Below are 16,967 nucleotides of genomic sequence, written 5' to 3'. Positions count from 1 at the left end.
AGACTGCGCGCCAACCACCAAGGACGCCGCATGACCGCCCAAGGCCCCGCCTTCGATCCTGTCACGCTCCAGATCCTCTGGAGCCGGCTGATCTCCATGGCGGATGAGGCCGCGGCCGCGCTGCTCCGCACCTCCTTCTCCACCATCGTCCGCGAATCCAATGATTTCGCGACGGTGCTCATGGACGCGGAGGGCAACAGCCTGGCGGAGAACAGCATCGGCATCCCGAGCTTCGTCGGCCTACTGCCGAAGACGCTGCGCCACATGCTGGCGGAAATCCCGCTGGCGGAGTTGCGGCCGGGCGACTGCCTGATCACCAACGACCCCTGGATGGGCACGGGCCATCTCCTCGACATCACCATGGCCCAGCCGATCTTTCGCGGGGACAAGCTGGTGGGGTTTGCCGGTGCCACGTCCCACATGCCCGATATCGGTGGCACCTTGTGGTCGGCGGATTGCACGGAGGTGTTCGAGGAAGGGCTGCGCATCCCGCCCTCCAAATTCCTGATCGAGGGCAAGGAGAATCGCGAACTCGCCCGCATCATCCGCGGCAATGTCCGCGTGCCGGACCAGGTGATGGGCGACATCCAGGCGCAGGTGACGGCCACCAGCGTCTGCGCGCGGCGCGTGCTGGAATTCCTGGACGATACGGGGCTGGAGGATCTGGTCGCGCTCTCCGCCACGCTGCAAGCCCGCGCGGATGCGGCCATGCGCAAGGCGATCGCCGCGCTGCCGGACGGCACCTGGCACGGCACCGTCTACGCCGACGGGTACGAAGACCAGGAGACGCGCATCCAATGCGCGCTGACCATCGCGGGCGACCAGCTTTCCGTCGACTACGCTGGCACCTCGCCCCAGATCGCGCGCGGCCTCAACAGCGTGATGAACTACACCTACGCCTACACCGTCTATCCGCTGAAATGCGCGCTGGACCCGCTGACGCCGCGGAACGAGGGCAGCTACCGCGCCGTCAGCGTGGCAGCGCCGGAGGGCAGCATCCTCAACCCGCGCTGGCCCGCGGCGGTGAATGCGCGGCACCTGACGGGGCTGTTCCTGTCCGGCGCGCTGTATCAGTGCCTGGCGCAGATCGTGCCGGGGATGGTGGTGGCGGACAGCGCCAGCCCCGCGCCGCGCCCGGTCTATACGGGGCGGGACAACAACGGCGACCGCTTCAGCCAGGTGCTGTTCGGCAGCGGCGGCATGGGGGCTGCGGCGCATCGCGATGGCCTCAACACCACCGCCTTCCCCACCAATTCCGGCTCCGGCTCCATCGAGGCCTTCGAGGCATCGGCGCCGATCCTGGTGTGGAAGAAGGATCTGATGCCCGACAGCGGCGGCCCCGGCCAGTTCCGCGGCGGCCTCGGCCAGGAGATCGAGCTGGAGGTGATGACGCAGGAGAGCGTGCGCCTCTCCCTCATCGCCGACCGCATGAAGCACCCCGCGGGCGGGCTGGATGGTGGGGAGGCCGGCGCGCCGGCGCTGGTGCAATTGCAGGATGGCCGCAAGCCGCATCCGAAGTCCCGCAGCACGCTGCAACCGGGCGACCGGCTGCTGATGCATCTCGGCGGTGGCGGCGGCTATGGCGACCCGCGCGCGCGCGATCCGGCGGCGGTGAAGCGCGACCTGGCGGATGGCTATGTCTCGCCCGAAGGGGCGCAACGGGATTACGGGGTGACGCCATGATGACCATCACGCGCCGTGCCTTGGTGGCCAGCGCGCTGTTCGCGCCTGCCGTGGCGCGGGCGCAGATCACGCGGCCCGTGCGGTTGATCGTGCCCTTCGCCGCTGGCGGGGGCTCCGACACGCTGGCGCGGCTGCTCTCCGTGCCACTAACGGAACGGCTCGGCCAGCCCGTGGTGGTGGAGAACCGCGCCGGCGCCGGCAGCCAGATCGGGGCGGAGGCGGTGATGCGCAGCGCGCCGGACGGCACGACGCTGCTGCTGGGCGACACACCCTTGGCGACCATCCCCGCCGTGCAGGTCGCCGGTGGCCGCCCCGCGCCCTTCGATGCCGCGCGGGATTTTTCCCCAGTCGCGGCCCTCGCCATTGCGCCCGCCCTGGTGGTGGTTGGCGGGCAGTCGCGTTTCAGAACCTTGGGCGAATTGCTCGCCGCCGCGCGCGCCAATCCGGCGGCGATCGACTTCGCCTCCGCGGGCGTCGCCAGCTCCACGCACCTGATCCTGGAACTGCTGCAGATGAGGGCCGGCGTGCGCGTCACGCATGTGCCCTATCGCGGCGCGGCGCCGGCGGTGCAGGACGTGCTGGCGGGGACGGTGCAGGCGACGATCATGGCGCTCGCCACGGCCGCGCCCCTCGTCCAGTCCGGCCAGATCCGTGTCATCGGGGTGGCGTCCGAACAGCGCATCGCCGCCATGCCCGACGTGCCGACGCTGAAGGAGCAGGGCGTCGATCTCGTCTCCGGCTTCTGGTGGGGCGTGCTCGGCCCGCTCGGCATCCCCGATCCCGTGCTGGCGCAGCTGGTCACGGCCATCGAGGCCTCCATGGCCAGCGAGGCCATGACAGCGCGCCTGCCCGCGCTCGGCCTCAATCGCCTGGCGCTCGGCCCCGCCGAGTTCCGCGCGCTGCTGGCTTCGGAGACGCGCCGCTGGGGCGAAGTCGTGCAGGCTGCGGGGATCAAGCCTGAATGACCGTTCCTCCTATCCGCGTCGGTGTCGATGTCGGCGGCACCTTCACCGATTTCGTGCTGGTCGATGAGGCGCGTGCACGCGTCCTGACCGGCAAGCGCCTGACCACCCCGGACGATCCCGGCCGCGCCATTCTGGAAGGGCTGGACCGGCTGCTGGCGGAAGCGGGCGTCGGCTTCGGCGATGTGCGCCAGATCGTCCACGGCACCACGCTGGTCACCAACATCGTGATCGAGCGCAAGGGCGCGCGCATCGGCCTGGTCACCACGCGCGGCTTCCGCGACAGCCTCGAGATGGGGCGGGAGATGCGCTACGACCTCTACGACCTCTTCCTCGACAAGCCGGAGCCCTTGGTCCCGCGCCCGCGCCGGATCGCGGTGACGCAGCGCCATGACGCGCATGGCACCGAACGCCTGGCGCTGGCGGAGGATGAGGTGCGCGATGCCGCCCGCGCGCTGAAGGCGCAGGGCGTGGAGGCCGTCGCGGTCTGCTTCCTGCACAGCTACCTTGATGCCAGCCATGAACGCCGCGCCGGCGCGATCCTGGCGGAAGAACTGCACGGCGTGCCCGTCACGCTCTCCTCCGACGTGGCGCCGGAGATCCGCGAATATGAGCGGGCGAACACCGCCTGCGTGAACGCCTATGTCACGCCGCTGATGGACCGCTACCTCGCGGTGCTGGAAGCCGCGCTGAAGGCGAAGGGCCTCGGCGGGCCGCTGCATCTCATGCTGTCGGCCGGCGGGATCGCGACCGTCGGCTATGCCCGCGCCAACCCGGTGCAGCTGATCGAAAGCGGCCCCGCGGCCGGTGCCACGGCGGCGATGCATCACGGTCGCATCGCCGGCGTCGCCGACATGATCTCCTTCGACATGGGCGGCACCACGGCCAAGATGTGCCTGGTGGAGAAGGGGGAGGCCGAGCATTCCTCGACCTTCGAGGCCGCGCGCGTCCGCCGCTTCCGCAAGGGATCGGGCCTGCCGCTGAAGGTGCCGGTGATCGACCTGATCGAGATCGGCGCCGGCGGCGGCTCCATCGCGCAGGTCAGCGCCATGGGGCTGCTGACGGTCGGTCCTGAAAGCGCGGGCTCTGTCCCCGGCCCCGTCTGCTACGCCCGCGGCGGCACGCATCCCACGGTCACGGATGCCGACCTGCTGCTGGGCTACCTCTCCCCCGAATACTTCCTCGGCGGGGAGATGGCGCTGGATCGCGGCGCGGTGGAACGCGCGATGGAGGAGCACCTGGCGCGCCCGCTCGGCATCTCCGTGCTCGAAGCCGCGGCCGGCATCCATGCCATCGTGAACGAGAACATGGCGGCGGCGACGCGCATGTATGTGGCGGAGAAGGGCAGGGACCCCCGCCGCTACGCCATGCTCGCCTTCGGCGGTGCGGGCCCGGTGCACGCCTATGGATTGGCAAAACTGCTGAAGCTGTCACGGGTGATCGTGCCGCAGGGCGCTGGCGTCGCCTCCGCGCTCGGCTTCCTCGTCGCCGCGCCGGCCATCGATCTCGTGCGATCCGGCGTGCAGCGCCTCAACGCCGTGGACTGGACCGCCATCGCGGAGCGCTTCGCGGCGATGGAGGCCGAGGCCCGCGCCATGCTGGAGGATGCGGGCGCCGCGCCCGGTGACGTCACCTTCCGCCGCAGCGTGGACATGCGCTACGCCGGCCAGGGCTTCGACATCGCCGTGCCGCTGCCCGATGCCATCGATGCCGCCAGCGTCGAGGCCGCCTTCCTCGACACCTACCAGCGCCTCTTCGACCGGCGCATCACGGGGGTGCCGATGGAGGTGCTGTCCTGGCGCCTCAACGCCACCGCCTCCCGCCCCTCCGTGCCGGAGGCCAGCGCCAGCGGTGACGGCGCTTCGCTGAAGGGCGAGCGCCCGGTCTGGTTTCCCGAGACCGGCATGGCGCCCTGCCGGGTGCATGACCGCTACCGCCTGCGCCCCGGCGAACGCCATGCGGGCCCCGCGGTGGTGGAGGAACGCGAATCCACCATCGTCATCGGCCCCGACGCGACCTTCATGGCCGACAGCCACGGCAACATCCTCATCGACATCCAGGGAAACGCCCCATGACCAAATCCGCCAGCCATGCATGGCTCGATGGCAAGCTGGTGCCGTGGAGCGACGCGACGATCCACATCTCCACCGAAGCCGTACTGCGCGGTGAGAATGTGTTCGAGGGCATCCGCGCCTATTGGAACCCCGATGAAGGCCAGCTCTACGCCTTCCGCCACGCCGACCACATCGCGCGGCTCCGCCAGGGCGCACACATCATGCGGATGGCCGTGCCCTACAGCGATGAGCAGATTGAGGCCGCGTCCCTCGACCTCATCCGCGCCTGCGGCTACCGGGAGAACATCCACTACCGCCCCGTCGTCTACTTCGCCGAGGGCGAACTCACGCATTACCTGCCGAGCGAGATCCGCACGGGCTTCTTCATCCTCGCCTTCCCGATGCCCTCCAAGCCCACCATCGAGACCGGCGTGAAATCCTGCGTCAGCACCTGGCGGCGCAACAGCGACATGGCCTCGCCTTCCCGCATCAAGGCCGGCAGCAACTACCACAATTCGCGGCTCGCCTATGTCGAGGCACGGCTGAACGGCTTCGGCCCGCCGGTCATGCTCAACGCCGCCGGCAAGGTCGCGGAAGGCCCTGGCGCCTGCATCATGATCGTCCGCCGCGGCAAGCTCATCACGCCGCCCGTCACCGCCGACATCCTGGAGAGCATCACGCGGGAGACGGTGATGGAACTGGCGGAGCGCGAACTCGGCCTGACGGTGGTGGAGCGCGACATCGATCGGTCGGAATTGTACGTCTGCGAGGAAGCCTTCTTCTGCGGCAGCGGGGCGGAGGTCCTGCCCATCGCCTCCATCGACCATTACGACATCGGTGGCGGCAAGCCCGGCGCCATCACGCGGCAGCTTCAGCAGATCTACTTCGACGTGGTGCGCGGCAAGGTCGAGAAGTACCGGCATTGGCTCACGCCGATTTATGGCGCCGAAACCGCGCGGCAGGCGGCGGAGTGATGGGGCGCAGCGTCGGTCGCCTGGTCGCGGAAAGCCTCGCCGCACAGGGCGTGGACCTGATGTATTGCGTTCCGGGGGAGAGTTTCCTCGGCCTGACGGATGCGCTGGTCGATGTGCCGCAGCTGAAGCTGGTGGTCTGCCGGCATGAGGGTGGCGCCGCCTATATGGCGGTGGCGGATGGGCGGATGCGCGCGGGCAAGGCGGGGGTCTGCCTCGTCTCCCGCGGGCCCGGCGTCTCCAACGCCATGATCGGGCTGCACACGGCGCATCACGATGCGGTGCCTATGGTGCTGCTGATCGGCCAGGTGGAGCGCCGTGAACGCGGGCGCAACGCGCTCCAGGAACATGACTACGGCAAGCTGCTGGCCGACATCACCAAGGCGGTGATCAACGTCGATCTGCCGAGCCAGGCCAGCGAGGCGATGGCCCGCGCCTTCCATTTGGCCGAATCCGGCACCCCTGGCCCCGTCGCCGTGGTCTTCCCCGAGGATGTGCTGGACGAGGCCGCGGACGACCTGCCCCTGGCCAGGCCGCGCCCCCGCGCCACGCCCGGGCCTTCACCCGCGCAGATGGACGATCTGGCGCAGCGCCTGGCCGCGGCGCAGCGCCCGCTGGTGCTGGTGGGCGGCGCGATGGATGGGCCGCCGGAGACGCTGGATTCGCTCCGGCGCTTCGCGGAGGCCTGGAGCCTCCCCGTCTCCCCGACCCATCGCCGGCCGCATCTGTTCGACAGCCACCACGCGAACTACGCCGGCTATGTCGGCAACCGCGTGCAGCCGCGGCTGATGGCGGAGATGCGGGAGGCCGATCTGCTGGTCGCACTCGGCGAACGCATGACCGATGTGGTCAGCCAGTCCTGGACCTGGCCGACGGCGCCCGACCCGCAGATGCCCTTCGTGCATGTCTGGCCGGACCCCTCAGAGCTGAACCGCGTCTGGCGCGCGGACCTCGCCATCTGCGCCGATCCGGCCGCGGTGGTGGCGGCGCTGCTGGAACGCAAGCCGGCGTATCCCTCGGGCCGCTGCGCCTGGATCGCCCGGCTGCACGCCATCCACCGGGAGCTGACGGTGCCGAGCTGGGAAGCCGCGCCGGATGGGGTGAACTTTGCCGCCGTCTGCGTCGGCGTCGCCGAACGCATGGCGGCCGATGCCGTGCTGACCACGGATGCCGGCAATTTCACGAGCTTCGTCCACCGGCACATCCCCTTCCGGCCGGGGCAGATCTTCCTCGGTTCCGCCGTCGGCGGCATGGGGGCGGGGATGCCGATGGCCGTCGCCGCCAGCATCCGCCACCCCGGCCGCCAGGTGATCGCCGTGGCGGGCGATGGCGGCGCGCTGATGACGGGGAATGAGATCGCCACCGCCATGCGCCACGGCGCCTCGCCGGTGCTGCTGATCCCGGACAACCGGACCTATGGCTCCATCGGCATGCATCACGAGAACCGCTACCCTGGCCGGCCCTTCGCCAATGCCGCGGACCTCGTGAATCCCGATTTCGCCGCCTGGGGCCGCGCCTTCGGGGCGGAGGGGTTCACCATCCGCACCGAAGACGATATCGGCCCGGTTCTCGACGCCGCGCTGGCGCCGCGGACCGTGCCGGCGGTGGTGCATGTCCATGCCTCCGCCCTACAGGTCACGGCCTTCCGGCGCCGGAAGGGGTAGACGCTACAGCAGCTCCAGCTGCCTCGCCGCCATGGCGCCCGGCACCTTGAACTGCGTGCAGTCCAGCGACGCGCTGAAGCTGTTCTGGACGGCCCGGCCGGTATAGCCGCGGCCATCCAGGCCGAAGCGGCGCAACGCCAGCTTGAAGCGCTGCGCCAGCAGATCGGCATAGGGGCCGGTGCCGGTCTGCCGCGCGCCGAAGCGGGCATCATAGAGCCGCCCGCCCCGCGTCTCCCGCACCAAAGCCAGCACGCGGGCGGCGCGTTCGGGGTGGTGCTCGGCCAGCCAAGCCTCGAACATCGCCTTGATCTCGAGCGGCAGGCGCAGCAGCACATAGCCGGCCCGGGTTGCGCCGGCGCGCGCGCTGGCTTCCAGGATGCGCTCCATCTCCGCGTCGTTCAGCCCCGGGATCATCGGCGCCGCCAGCACGCCCACGGGGATGCCGGCCTTGGCCAGTTCGGTGATGGCGCCAAGGCGCTTCAGCGGCGATGCCGCCCGCGGCTCCATCACCCGCGCCAGCTTCATGTCCAGCGTGGTGACGGAGAGGCAGACATGCACCAGGTTCCGCGCCGCGAGCCGCTGGAGGATGTCGATGTCCCGCACAACCCCCGCGCCCTTGGTCACGATGGTCACGGGGTGGCCGAATTTTTCCAGGATCTCCAGCGTGCGGCGCGTGATCCCCAATGTCCGCTCAACGGGCTGGTAGGGGTCGGTGTTCGCCCCCAGCGCCACCGGCTTTGCCTCGTAGCCCGGCTTGGAAAGCTCCTTCTCCAGCAGCGCCGGCAACTCCGGCTTGAACATCAGCCGGGTCTCGAAATCGAGGCCGGGGGACATGCCGACATAGGCATGGGCGGGGCGCGCATAGCAGTAGACGCAGCCATGCTCGCAGCCGCGATAGGGGTTCAGCGAGCGGTCGAAGCCGATATCCGGGCTGTCGTTCCAGGACAGCGCGGATTTCGCGTGGTCCTTCGTCAGCGTGGTCGGCAACGGCGGCATGTCCGCGAATTCCGCGGCCAGCGTGCCCCAGCCATCATCCCAGGCCTCCGTCCGCGTGCTTTCATAGCGCACGCCGGGATTGGTGACGGCGCCCCGGCCCTTGCGGGCCAGGGAGGGCATTGCGGAGGCTCCCCCATCAGGCATCGTCGGATCCTTCGATTTCCTGGTTTGTTCTCGCGGAAGGTGGGGTATCCCCGGGCAGTGCGTCAAGAACAAAATGCGAATTGAGGGGCTGTCCATTGTCATCCCCGCGCTGCATGCCGCCGCCACGCTGCCCGGCACGCTGGCGGTGCTGGCCGGGCAGGACATCACCGTCGCCGATGCCGGCAGCACCGACGGGACGGCGGCGGTGGCGGCAGCCGCCGGCGCCCGCGTGGTCCAGGCGCCGCGCGGCCGCGGCAGCCAGATTGCCGCGGGAATCGAGGCCGCGACGGGCCCCTGGCTGCTGCTGCTGCATGCCGATACGCGGCTCGCGCCCGGCTGGCAGGACGCTGTCCGGATCGCAATGCGCGACCCCGTTCGCGCCTGGCACTTCCGCTTTGCCCTCGATGACGAGTCGCCCGCCGCCCGCCGCCTGGAACGCGCCGTTGCCTGGCGCTGCCGGGTGCTCGGCCTGCCCTATGGCGACCAGGGGCTGCTGATCCACCGGGACCTGCTGCGCGCCGCCGGCGGCATGCGCCCGCTGCCGCTGATGGAGGATGTGGACCTGGTGCGCCGCCTCGGCCGCGCGCGGATCGGCGCGATGGACGTGGCGGCGATGACGAGTGCCGCGCGATTCCGCCGGGATGGCTATCTGCGCCGCTCCGCCCGCAACCTGACCTGCCTCGCCCTCTGGTTCGTCGGCGTCAGCCCCGCCACCATCCAGCGCATCTATCGGGGACGGGGATGAGGGGCGACACGCTGGTGATCTTCGCGCGCGCGCCGCGACTCGGTGCGGTGAAGCGGCGCCTGGCGCGCGGCATCGGCGACCGGGCGGCGCTGCGCTTCTATGTCGGCCAGCTCACCGCCGTGCTGCGCGCCACGGCGCGGGACCGGCGCTGGCGGACGGTGATCGCCGCCACGCCGGACCATGCGCCCGCCCGCTGGCCGGTGCCGGTGCCCCGCGTGAGGCAGGGGCGGGGCGACCTCGGCCAGCGGATGGCGCGCGCCATGCGCCCGTATCGCCGCTGCGTGCTGGTGGGCAGCGACATCCCGGGCATCGCGGCCAGCGACATCGCGGCGGGGTTCCGGGCGCTCGGCCGGGCGGATGCCGTCTTCGGCCCGGCGCGGGATGGCGGCTACTGGCTGGTCGGCCTCGGCCCCCGCCGTCCCGCCACCCCCTTCGTCGCCGTGCGCTGGTCCACCCGCCACGCGCTGGCCGACACCATCGCCAATTGCAAAGGCCGCCGGGTTGCGACGCTCCGCACCCTGCGGGATGTCGATACCGCCGCCGACCTGGCCGCCCTGACGAAAGCCCGCCGATGACGAATCCCGATTGGAGCCTGACCAGCGCCGATTACGCCCGCCACCGCCAGGGCTTCCCGCCGCGCTTCTTCGACCTGCTGGCGCGCGAGGGGCTGCTCCGCGATGGGGCGACGGTGCTGGACCTCGGCACCGGCACCGGCACGCTGGCGCGCGGCCTGGCGGCGCGGGGCGCGGCGGTGCTGGGTCTCGATCCCGCCCCCGGCCAGATCGCCGCCGCGCGGCGCCTGGCGGCGGAGGAGGGCCTGGCCGATCGCGCCCGCTTCGTGGAAGGCCTGGCGGAACGCACGGGCCAGCCCGGCGAGGGCTTCGACCTCGTGATCGCCGGCCAGTGCTGGCACTGGTTCGACCGCGGCCTGGCGGCGGCGGAAGCGGGCCGTGTGCTGAAGCCCGGCGGCGCGGTGGTGATCTGCCACTATGACTGGCTGCCGCTGCCCGGCAGCGTCGCGCATGCGACCGAATGGCTGATCGAGGCCCACAACCCGCGCTGGCGGATGGGAAACGGCACGGGCTTCTACCCCGCCTGGGCGGGCGACCTGTCGCTCGCTGGGTTCCGCGACATCGGCTTTGCCGGCTTCGACCATGAAGCGCTGTACAGCCGGGAGGATTGGCGCGGTCGGGTCCGCGCCTCCGCCGGGGTGGGTGGTGCGCTGGGGGGCGATGCGGTGGCGCGCTTCGATGCCGAACTCGCCACGCTGCTCGACCAGCGCTTCGGGCCCGACCCGCTGGTGGTGCCGCACCGCATCTTCGCGATCTGGGGCTACCGGCGGTAGCCCCAGGGCACGATCCAGCCGTGTTCAGGCATGCGTCTTCGGCGTGCCCGCGAAGCGCGCCTTCACCCATTCCCGCATCGTCTGGAACACCACGTAGAGCATCGGGATCATGAAGATGCCGATGATGGAAGCCGCGAGCATCCCGCCGAAGACTGGCATGCCCACCGCGCGGCGGGATGCACTCGCTGCCCCCGTCGCGATCACCAGCGGCACCAGGCCGAGCACGAAGGCGATCGAGGTCATCATCACCGCGCGGAAGCGGAGCCTGGCGCCCATCACCGCGGCCTCCTGGATCGACATCCCGGCCTCGCGCTTCTCCTTCGCGAATTCGATGATGAGGATGCCGTTCTTGGCGGCCAGCGCGATCAGCACCACCAGCCCGATCTGCGCATAGACATCGAGCGACAGGCCCGCGATCCCGATGGCCGCGAAGGACCCCAGAACGCCGACCGCGATGGAGGTCAGCACCGGGATCGGGATCACCCAGCTCTCATACAGCGCCACCAGGAACAGGTAGGCGAAGAGCAGCGCGAGGGCGAGGATCGTCCCCGTCTGGCCGCTCGCCAGCCTCTCCTGGAACGCCGTGCCGGTCCATTCATAGCCATAGCCCTGCGGCAGCACGCGGTCCGACAACTGCTCCATCGCCGTCAGCGCATCGCCGGAGGAGATGCCCGGCCGCGGCGCGCCGTTGATGGAGACGCTGCGGACGTTGTTGTAGCGGCTGATGGTCTGCGGGCCGAGCACCACGCGGATATCGGCGACGGAACGCAGCGGCACCATCTCCCCGGCCGCGTTGCGGACATGGATGCGCCAGATGTCGGGAATGTCGTCCCGGTCCGTCGCCTCGGCCTGGATGTTCACCTGCCAGGACCGGCCGAAATAGTTGAAGTCGTTGACGTAGAAGCCGCCGAGCGTGGTCTGCAGCGCGGCGAAGATGTCGCTGATCCGCACGCCCAGCGCCTGCGCCTTGTCCCGGTCCACATCCAGGAACAGGGACGGGTTGTTGGCGGCGAAGGTGGAGAAGACGGCCTGGAGGCGTGGGTCCTGGTTGGCGGCGACGACGACGCCGAGCATGGCGCTGGCCATCTCCTCCGGCGGGCGGCCTTCCAGGTTCTGCAACTGGTACTGGAAGCCGGCACCGGTGCCCAATCCGATGATGGGCGGGATGTTGAAGGCGAAGGTATTCGCCGCCCGCACCTGCTGCGTCGCGCCGAAGACGGTGCGGATGGCGCTGAACACGCTTTCCTGCGCCGTGGTGCGGTCCGCGAAGGGCTTCATGCGGACGACGATGAAGGCGGCGTTGGACTGCGCGCCGCCATCGATCAGGCTGAAGCCGACGATCGCCAGCACGCGCTCCACCCCCGGCACGGGCTTGATGATCGCCTCCACCTGCTCCACCGCCGCGCGGGTGCGCGACAGCGATGCGCCCTGGGGCAGCTGCATCTGCACGAAGAAGGCGCCCTGGTCTTCCTCCGGCAGGAAGCCCGCGGGTGTCTTGCCCGCGAGGTAGGCGACGCCGCCCATGAACACCGCCGTCAGCACCAGGGACAGGATCGACAGCCGCACCAGCCTGGCGACGATGTTGCCGTAGCCGTCCCGCACCCAGTCGATGCCCCGCATCACCGCCGCCAGCACGCCCTTCCGCGGGCCGTGATGCGGCCGCAGGAAGACGGCGCAGAGCGCGGGCGACAGGGTCAGCGCATTGATGGCGGAAATCACCATGGCGACGGATACGGTGACGGCGAACTGGGCGAACAGCGCGCCCGACAGCCCGGGGATGAAGCCCACGGGCACGAATACGGAGAGCAGCACGAGCGTGATGGCGATGATCGGCGCGGTGATCTGCGCCATCGCCTTCTTGGTGGCCTCGGCCGGCGAAAGCTCCGGCTCCTCCTCCATCACGCGCTCGACATTCTCCACCACCACGATGGCGTCATCGACGACGATGCCGATGGCGAGAACCATGGCGAGCAGCGACACGGTGTTGGCGGAGAAGCCCACCACCAGCAGCACCGCGAAGGTCGCGATCAGGCTGACCGGCACGGCGATGACGGGGATGATGGTGGCGCGGAAGCTGCCGAGGAACAGCAGCACCACCAGCACCACCAGCACGAAGGCCTCCAACAGGGTCTTGATGACCTCATGGATCGTGTCGGTGACGAAGGTGGAGGTGTCGTAGAACACTTCCGTGCGCATCCCCTCGGGGAAGCGCGCATTCATCTCCTGCAAGGTGCGGGTCAGCGCGCTGGCGGCGGCCACGGCATTGGCGCCGGGGGCGAGGTAGGCGCCGAGCGTGATGGCGGGCTGGCCGTTCAGCCGGCTTTCCGTGTCCATCCGCGCCGCGCCGAGTTCGACGCGCGCCACGTCCCGCAGCCGCAGCAGGCTGCCCTGCGCGTTGGCGCGGATGACGATGTTGCCGAATTCCTCCGGCGTCGAAAGCCTTCCCTGGGTCTGCAGGTTGAACTGGAACTGCTGGTCGTCGCTGATCGGCCTGGCGCCGATGCGGCCCACGGCCGCCTGCACATTCTGCGCCTGCACCGCCGCCACCACGTCGGACGGCGTCAGGTTCAGGCTGATCAACTTGTCCACCTCGAACCAGATGCGCATGGAATAATCCATGGCCCCGAACATGGAGACGGAGCCGATGCCCGGCACGCGCGCCAGCCGGTCCAGCATGTTGATGGTGACGTAGTTGGACAGATACAGCGGATCATGCGCCGGGTTGGACGACGTCACCGTCAGGAACTGCAACACGGCCGATGACTGCTTGCGCACCGTGACGCCCTGGCGCTGCACTTCCTGAGGCAATCGCGCCAGCGCGGATTGCACGCGGTTGTTCACGTTCACCGTCGCGATGTCGGCATTGGTGCCGAGCGCGAAGGAGACGTTGAGCGCATAGGTGCCGTCATTGGCGCTGTTGGAGGACATGTAGATCATGCCCTCCACGCCATTCACGGCGCTTTCGATCACCTGCGCGACCGTCGATTCGACGACGGAGGCGGAGGCGCCGGGGTATGAGGTGCTGACCTGCACCTGCGGCGGCACGATGTCCGGGAACTGCGCGACGGGAATGCGCAGCATGGCCAGCGCGCCGGCCAGCGTCATCACGATGGAGATGACGATGGCCAGCCGCGGCCGGTCGACGAAGACGGAGGAGATCATGGTGGATCAGCCCCGGCCGGGGGCGCGCAGCGGCGCGGTGGCCGGTCCGGGCTGCACGGGCTGGCCCGGGCGCACGCGCTGCACGCCTTCCACCACCACGCGTTCCCCGCCCTCCAGCCCACGCTCGATCACCACCTGGTCGGCGATGCTGCGGCCGAGGGTCACGGGCCGGCGGGCGGCCTTGTTCTCCGCGTCCAGGGCGAAGACGTAGTTGCCCTGCTGGTCCTGCAGCACGGCGCTGCGCGGGATGACGACGGTGGAGACGGGCTCGGCACCCTCCACGAAGACGTTCACGAACATGCCGTCGATCAATTCGCGGTCGACGCCACCTTCCGTGCCGGTGCCGGGGCCGGGCCTCGGCGGGTTCGGGATCAGCGCCCGCACCAGGATCGTGTCGGTGTTGCGGTCCACCTGCGTGTCGATGAAGTCGATCCGGCCGACCTGGCCGTAGATGGCGCCCGTCACCAGGCGGATGCGCACCCGCGTGGCGTCGGCGCCGCCGCGGCTGGCGTAGCGGTCGCGCAATTCGGTGCCGGTGCGCAGGTTGACCGGGAAGGCGATGCGCATCGGGTCCTGGCTCACGATGGTGGCCAGCGGGTCGCTGCTCGGCCCGACGACGGAGCCGACGGAGAAGGTCGAGCGCCCGATCTTGCCGTCTACCGGTGCCGAGATCTCCGTGTAGCCCAGGTTGATCTGCGCCACCCGCAGCTGCGCCTGCGCGCCGAGCAGCGAGGCCTGGGCCGAACGCTGCGCCGCCGTCGCGTCATCGACCCGCACCTGCGTGCCGGCGGAGGTGCGGACCAGTTCGCGCGCGCGGGCGAGGGAGATGTTGGCGTTCTGCAACTCGGCCTCGGCGGAGGCGACGGTCGCCTGGGCGCGGGCGACCTCGGCCTCGAAGGGCGCGCGTTCCAGGCGGAACAGCACGTCCCCCGCCTTCACCTCCTGCCCTTCCCGGAACAGGCGTTCCTGCAGGAAGCCGGTGACGCGGGCGCGGAGTTCCACGCGCTCCGGCGCCTCCACCCGGCCGACGAATTCGGTGCTTTCCGTCACCGGTCGCCGTTCGACGGTGACCACGCCCACGGCGGGCGGCCCGCCGGGCCCGGGCTGCGCGAGCGATGGCGCGCCCGACAGGAGGAGGAGGAGGGCCGCGCTGGGCGCGGCGAGGCGGGCAAGACGCATGGGCACCATCCGACAATTGGATCGGTTCTGGGCGCCTCGCCGTCCGCGCGTCAAGTTTCGTGAATGTTACTACCCAGCGGCGAGTGGCGCCCTTGAAGTCTCGAAGGCCGTGATCCGGTCGGCCAGCGTCAGCGTCAGCCCGATCTCGTCCAGGCCGCGCAGCAGGCAGTCCCGCGCGAAGGGCGGCACGGTGAAGCCGTGCTCCGTGCCGTCGGGGCCTGTCAGGATTTGGCGTTGCAGATCGACACGGATCGTTGCACCGGGCGCAGCCGCGACGGCATCGCGCAGCGCGTTAACTGTCGACTCCGGCAGCTTCACCGGCAGCAGGCCGTTCTTCAGCGCGTTGCTGAAGAAGATGTCACCGAAGCTCTCCGCCACCACGGCGCGGTAGCCCATCGCCAGCAGCGCATAGACCGCCGCTTCCCGCGATGACCCTACGCCGAAATTACGGCTGGCCACGAGGATGCCGGCCTGGTGGAAGGGCGGCTGGTTGAGAATGAAGTCGGGCCGTGTCGCGCCCTCCGGCGTGAAGCGGAGGTCGTGGAAGCCGTAGGCGACGTAGCGTTCATCCCGCGGCCGGCGCATGAAGCGGGCGGGCATGATCTGGTCCGTATCGACATTCGGCATGTCGAGCGGCGCGGCGATGGCGGTCAGCGTCGTGAAAGGCTCGGGCATTGCTCAGTTCCCTGCCTGCATCAGGCGACCGGCCAGGGCGGAAGCCGCGGCGGAAGCGGGCGACACCAGATGCGTCCGGGCGCCCCGGCCCTGGCGCCCGGCGAAGTTGCGGTTGGAGGTGGAGGCGCAGCGTTCGCCTTCCCCCACGCTCTCCCCGTTCATGGAGACGCAGAGCGAGCAGCCGCTCTCCTCCCACCGCGCGCCGGCCTCGAGGAAGATGCGGTCCAGCCCCTCGGCCTCCGCCTGCCGCTTGGTCGCCGAGGAACCCGGGGAGACCAGCATCGGCACGGCGATCTTCCGCCCCTTCAGGACATCGGCGGCGGCGCGAAGGTCCTCCAGCCGCGAATTGGTGCAGGATCCCAGGAAGACGCGATCGACGCGCACATCGGCCATCGCCTCCCCGCCCTGGAGGCCCATGTAGTCGAGGCTCCGCTTCCAGGCCCGCGCGCGCGCCTCGTCCGGCGCCTCCTCCAGCCGGGGCACGCGGGCGGAGAGTGCCACGGCTTCCTCCGGGCTGGTGCCCCAGGTGGCCATGGGCGTGATGGTGGCGGCGTCGAGCGTCACCTCCCGGTCGAAGGCGGCATCGGCATCGGTGGCCAGCGCGGCCCAGGCGGGATCGGGCGCCGCCGGCGCATGGGGGCGGCCCTTCAGCCAGGCGGCGGTGATGGCATCGGGGGCCACCATGCCGGTTCGGGCGCCGGCCTCGATCGCCATGTTGCAGAGCGTCAGGCGGCCCTCCACGGACAAGGCCCGAACGGCGCTGCCCGCGAATTCGATGGCGCCGCCGAGGCCGCCGCCGGTGCCGATCCTGGCGATCAGCGCGAGGGCCATGTCCTTCGCGGTGCTGCCCGCGGGCAGCCGACCCTCGAAGTTCGCGCGGATCTGGCGGGGCTGGGTCTGCCAGATGGTCTGTGTCGCCAGCACATGCGCGACCTCGCTCGCGCCGATGCCGAAGGCCAGCGCGCCGAGGGCGCCATGCGTCGAGGTGTGGCTGTCGCCGCACACCACCGTCATGCCCGGCAGGGTCAGGCCCTGCTCGGGGCCGGCGACATGGACGATGCCCTGGTCGGGATCGGCCAGGTCGAAGGCGCGGATGCGATGCGCGCGGGCATTCTGCTCGAAGGTCTCGATGATGCCGCGGATCTCGGGGTCCTGCACCGCATCCGTGCGGCGGGCATTGGTGGGGACATAGTGGTCCCCGAAGCCGAAGCTGAGGTCCGGTCGCCGCACCGGGATGCCGCGGGCGCGCAGCATGTTGAAGGCGTGGAAGCTGCCTTCGTGGAAATAGTGCCGGTCGATGTAGAGCAGCACGAGCCCGTCATCGCGCGCATGCACGACATGGGCATCCCAGATCTTCTGAAACAGCGTTCTTCCCATGGGCGGACCT

Annotated in this window: 13 protein-coding genes; 8 read left to right on the top strand and 5 right to left on the bottom strand. The window is 70.3% G+C overall.

All coding sequences use genetic code 11. The annotated features are described in order from the left end of the window. The first annotated feature begins 30 nt into the window (after window positions 1–30). Genes BM041_RS19190 through BM041_RS19170 form a run of 5 tightly spaced genes read left to right on the top strand, consistent with a single transcriptional unit; the run spans window position 31 to window position 7,334 of the window. Entirely contained in the window at window positions 31–1,683 is a 1,653-nt protein-coding gene (locus BM041_RS19190) for a hydantoinase B/oxoprolinase family protein (RefSeq protein WP_092961515.1), read from the top strand. After that, the gene (locus tag BM041_RS19185; RefSeq protein WP_092961514.1) at window positions 1,680–2,648 is read left to right on the top strand and encodes a Bug family tripartite tricarboxylate transporter substrate binding protein; all 969 of its coding nucleotides are present in this window, start codon (window positions 1,680–1,682) and stop codon (window positions 2,646–2,648) included. The genes BM041_RS19190 and BM041_RS19185 overlap by 4 nt, the downstream gene beginning before the upstream one ends. After that, complete coding sequence (locus tag BM041_RS19180) at window positions 2,645–4,720, top strand: hydantoinase/oxoprolinase family protein (RefSeq protein ID WP_092961513.1); 2,076 nt, start codon at window positions 2,645–2,647, stop codon at window positions 4,718–4,720. The genes BM041_RS19185 and BM041_RS19180 overlap by 4 nt, the downstream gene beginning before the upstream one ends. Beyond that, window positions 4,717–5,673, top strand: a complete 957-nt coding sequence (locus BM041_RS19175) for a branched-chain amino acid transaminase (RefSeq protein ID WP_092961512.1) — start codon at window positions 4,717–4,719, stop codon at window positions 5,671–5,673. The genes BM041_RS19180 and BM041_RS19175 overlap by 4 nt, the downstream gene beginning before the upstream one ends. Further along, window positions 5,673–7,334, top strand: a complete 1,662-nt coding sequence (locus tag BM041_RS19170) for a thiamine pyrophosphate-dependent enzyme (RefSeq protein WP_092961511.1) — start codon at window positions 5,673–5,675, stop codon at window positions 7,332–7,334. Before BM041_RS19175 ends, BM041_RS19170 begins: the two co-directional genes overlap by 1 nt. 3 nt (window positions 7,335–7,337) lie before the next feature. Here the strand turns inward: BM041_RS19170 and BM041_RS19165 are convergent, their stop codons facing one another. Beyond that, window positions 7,338–8,450, bottom strand: coding sequence for a PA0069 family radical SAM protein (locus tag BM041_RS19165; protein ID WP_245762161.1), 1,113 nt, complete (start codon window positions 8,448–8,450; stop codon window positions 7,338–7,340). A 97-nt stretch (window positions 8,451–8,547) separates the two neighbouring features. Between BM041_RS19165 and BM041_RS19160 the strand changes: the two genes are divergently transcribed. Genes BM041_RS19160 through BM041_RS19150 form a run of 3 tightly spaced genes read left to right on the top strand, consistent with a single transcriptional unit; the run spans window position 8,548 to window position 10,564 of the window. Continuing rightward, window positions 8,548–9,219: a TIGR04283 family arsenosugar biosynthesis glycosyltransferase gene (locus tag BM041_RS19160; RefSeq protein WP_092961509.1), complete on the top strand. Its 672-nt coding sequence runs from the start codon at window positions 8,548–8,550 to the stop codon at window positions 9,217–9,219. After that, complete coding sequence (locus tag BM041_RS19155) at window positions 9,216–9,794, top strand: TIGR04282 family arsenosugar biosynthesis glycosyltransferase (RefSeq protein ID WP_092961508.1); 579 nt, start codon at window positions 9,216–9,218, stop codon at window positions 9,792–9,794. The genes BM041_RS19160 and BM041_RS19155 overlap by 4 nt, the downstream gene beginning before the upstream one ends. Then, entirely contained in the window at window positions 9,791–10,564 is a 774-nt protein-coding gene (locus BM041_RS19150) for a class I SAM-dependent methyltransferase (protein WP_092961507.1), read from the top strand. Before BM041_RS19155 ends, BM041_RS19150 begins: the two co-directional genes overlap by 4 nt. A 24-nt stretch (window positions 10,565–10,588) precedes the next feature. Here the strand turns inward: BM041_RS19150 and BM041_RS19145 are convergent, their stop codons facing one another. The 4 genes from BM041_RS19145 to leuC form a co-directional block, all read right to left on the bottom strand. Next, entirely contained in the window at window positions 10,589–13,726 is a 3,138-nt protein-coding gene (locus tag BM041_RS19145; protein WP_092961506.1) for an efflux RND transporter permease subunit, read from the bottom strand. Window positions 13,727–13,732: 6 nt separating this feature from the next. Then, window positions 13,733–14,905, bottom strand: a complete 1,173-nt coding sequence (locus BM041_RS19140; protein WP_175534024.1) for an efflux RND transporter periplasmic adaptor subunit — start codon at window positions 14,903–14,905, stop codon at window positions 13,733–13,735. 69 nt (window positions 14,906–14,974) lie between these two features. Next, window positions 14,975–15,580 carry a 3-isopropylmalate dehydratase small subunit gene (leuD, locus tag BM041_RS19135; protein WP_092961504.1) on the bottom strand — a complete coding sequence of 202 codons (606 nt, stop codon included), beginning with the start codon at window positions 15,578–15,580 and terminating at the stop codon, window positions 14,975–14,977. A 3-nt stretch (window positions 15,581–15,583) separates the two neighbouring features. Next, window positions 15,584–16,957, bottom strand: a complete 1,374-nt coding sequence (gene leuC, locus BM041_RS19130) for a 3-isopropylmalate dehydratase large subunit (RefSeq protein ID WP_092961503.1) — start codon at window positions 16,955–16,957, stop codon at window positions 15,584–15,586. Window positions 16,958–16,967 lie beyond the last annotated feature (10 nt).

Origin of the sequence: Falsiroseomonas stagni DSM 19981, from assembly GCF_900114315.1 — a bacterium.
GTDB classification, from domain to species: domain Bacteria; phylum Pseudomonadota; class Alphaproteobacteria; order Acetobacterales; family Acetobacteraceae; genus Falsiroseomonas; species Falsiroseomonas stagni.
The sequence above is the reverse complement of the archived record's forward strand: the minus strand, read 5'-3'. Positions and strand labels throughout refer to the sequence as shown.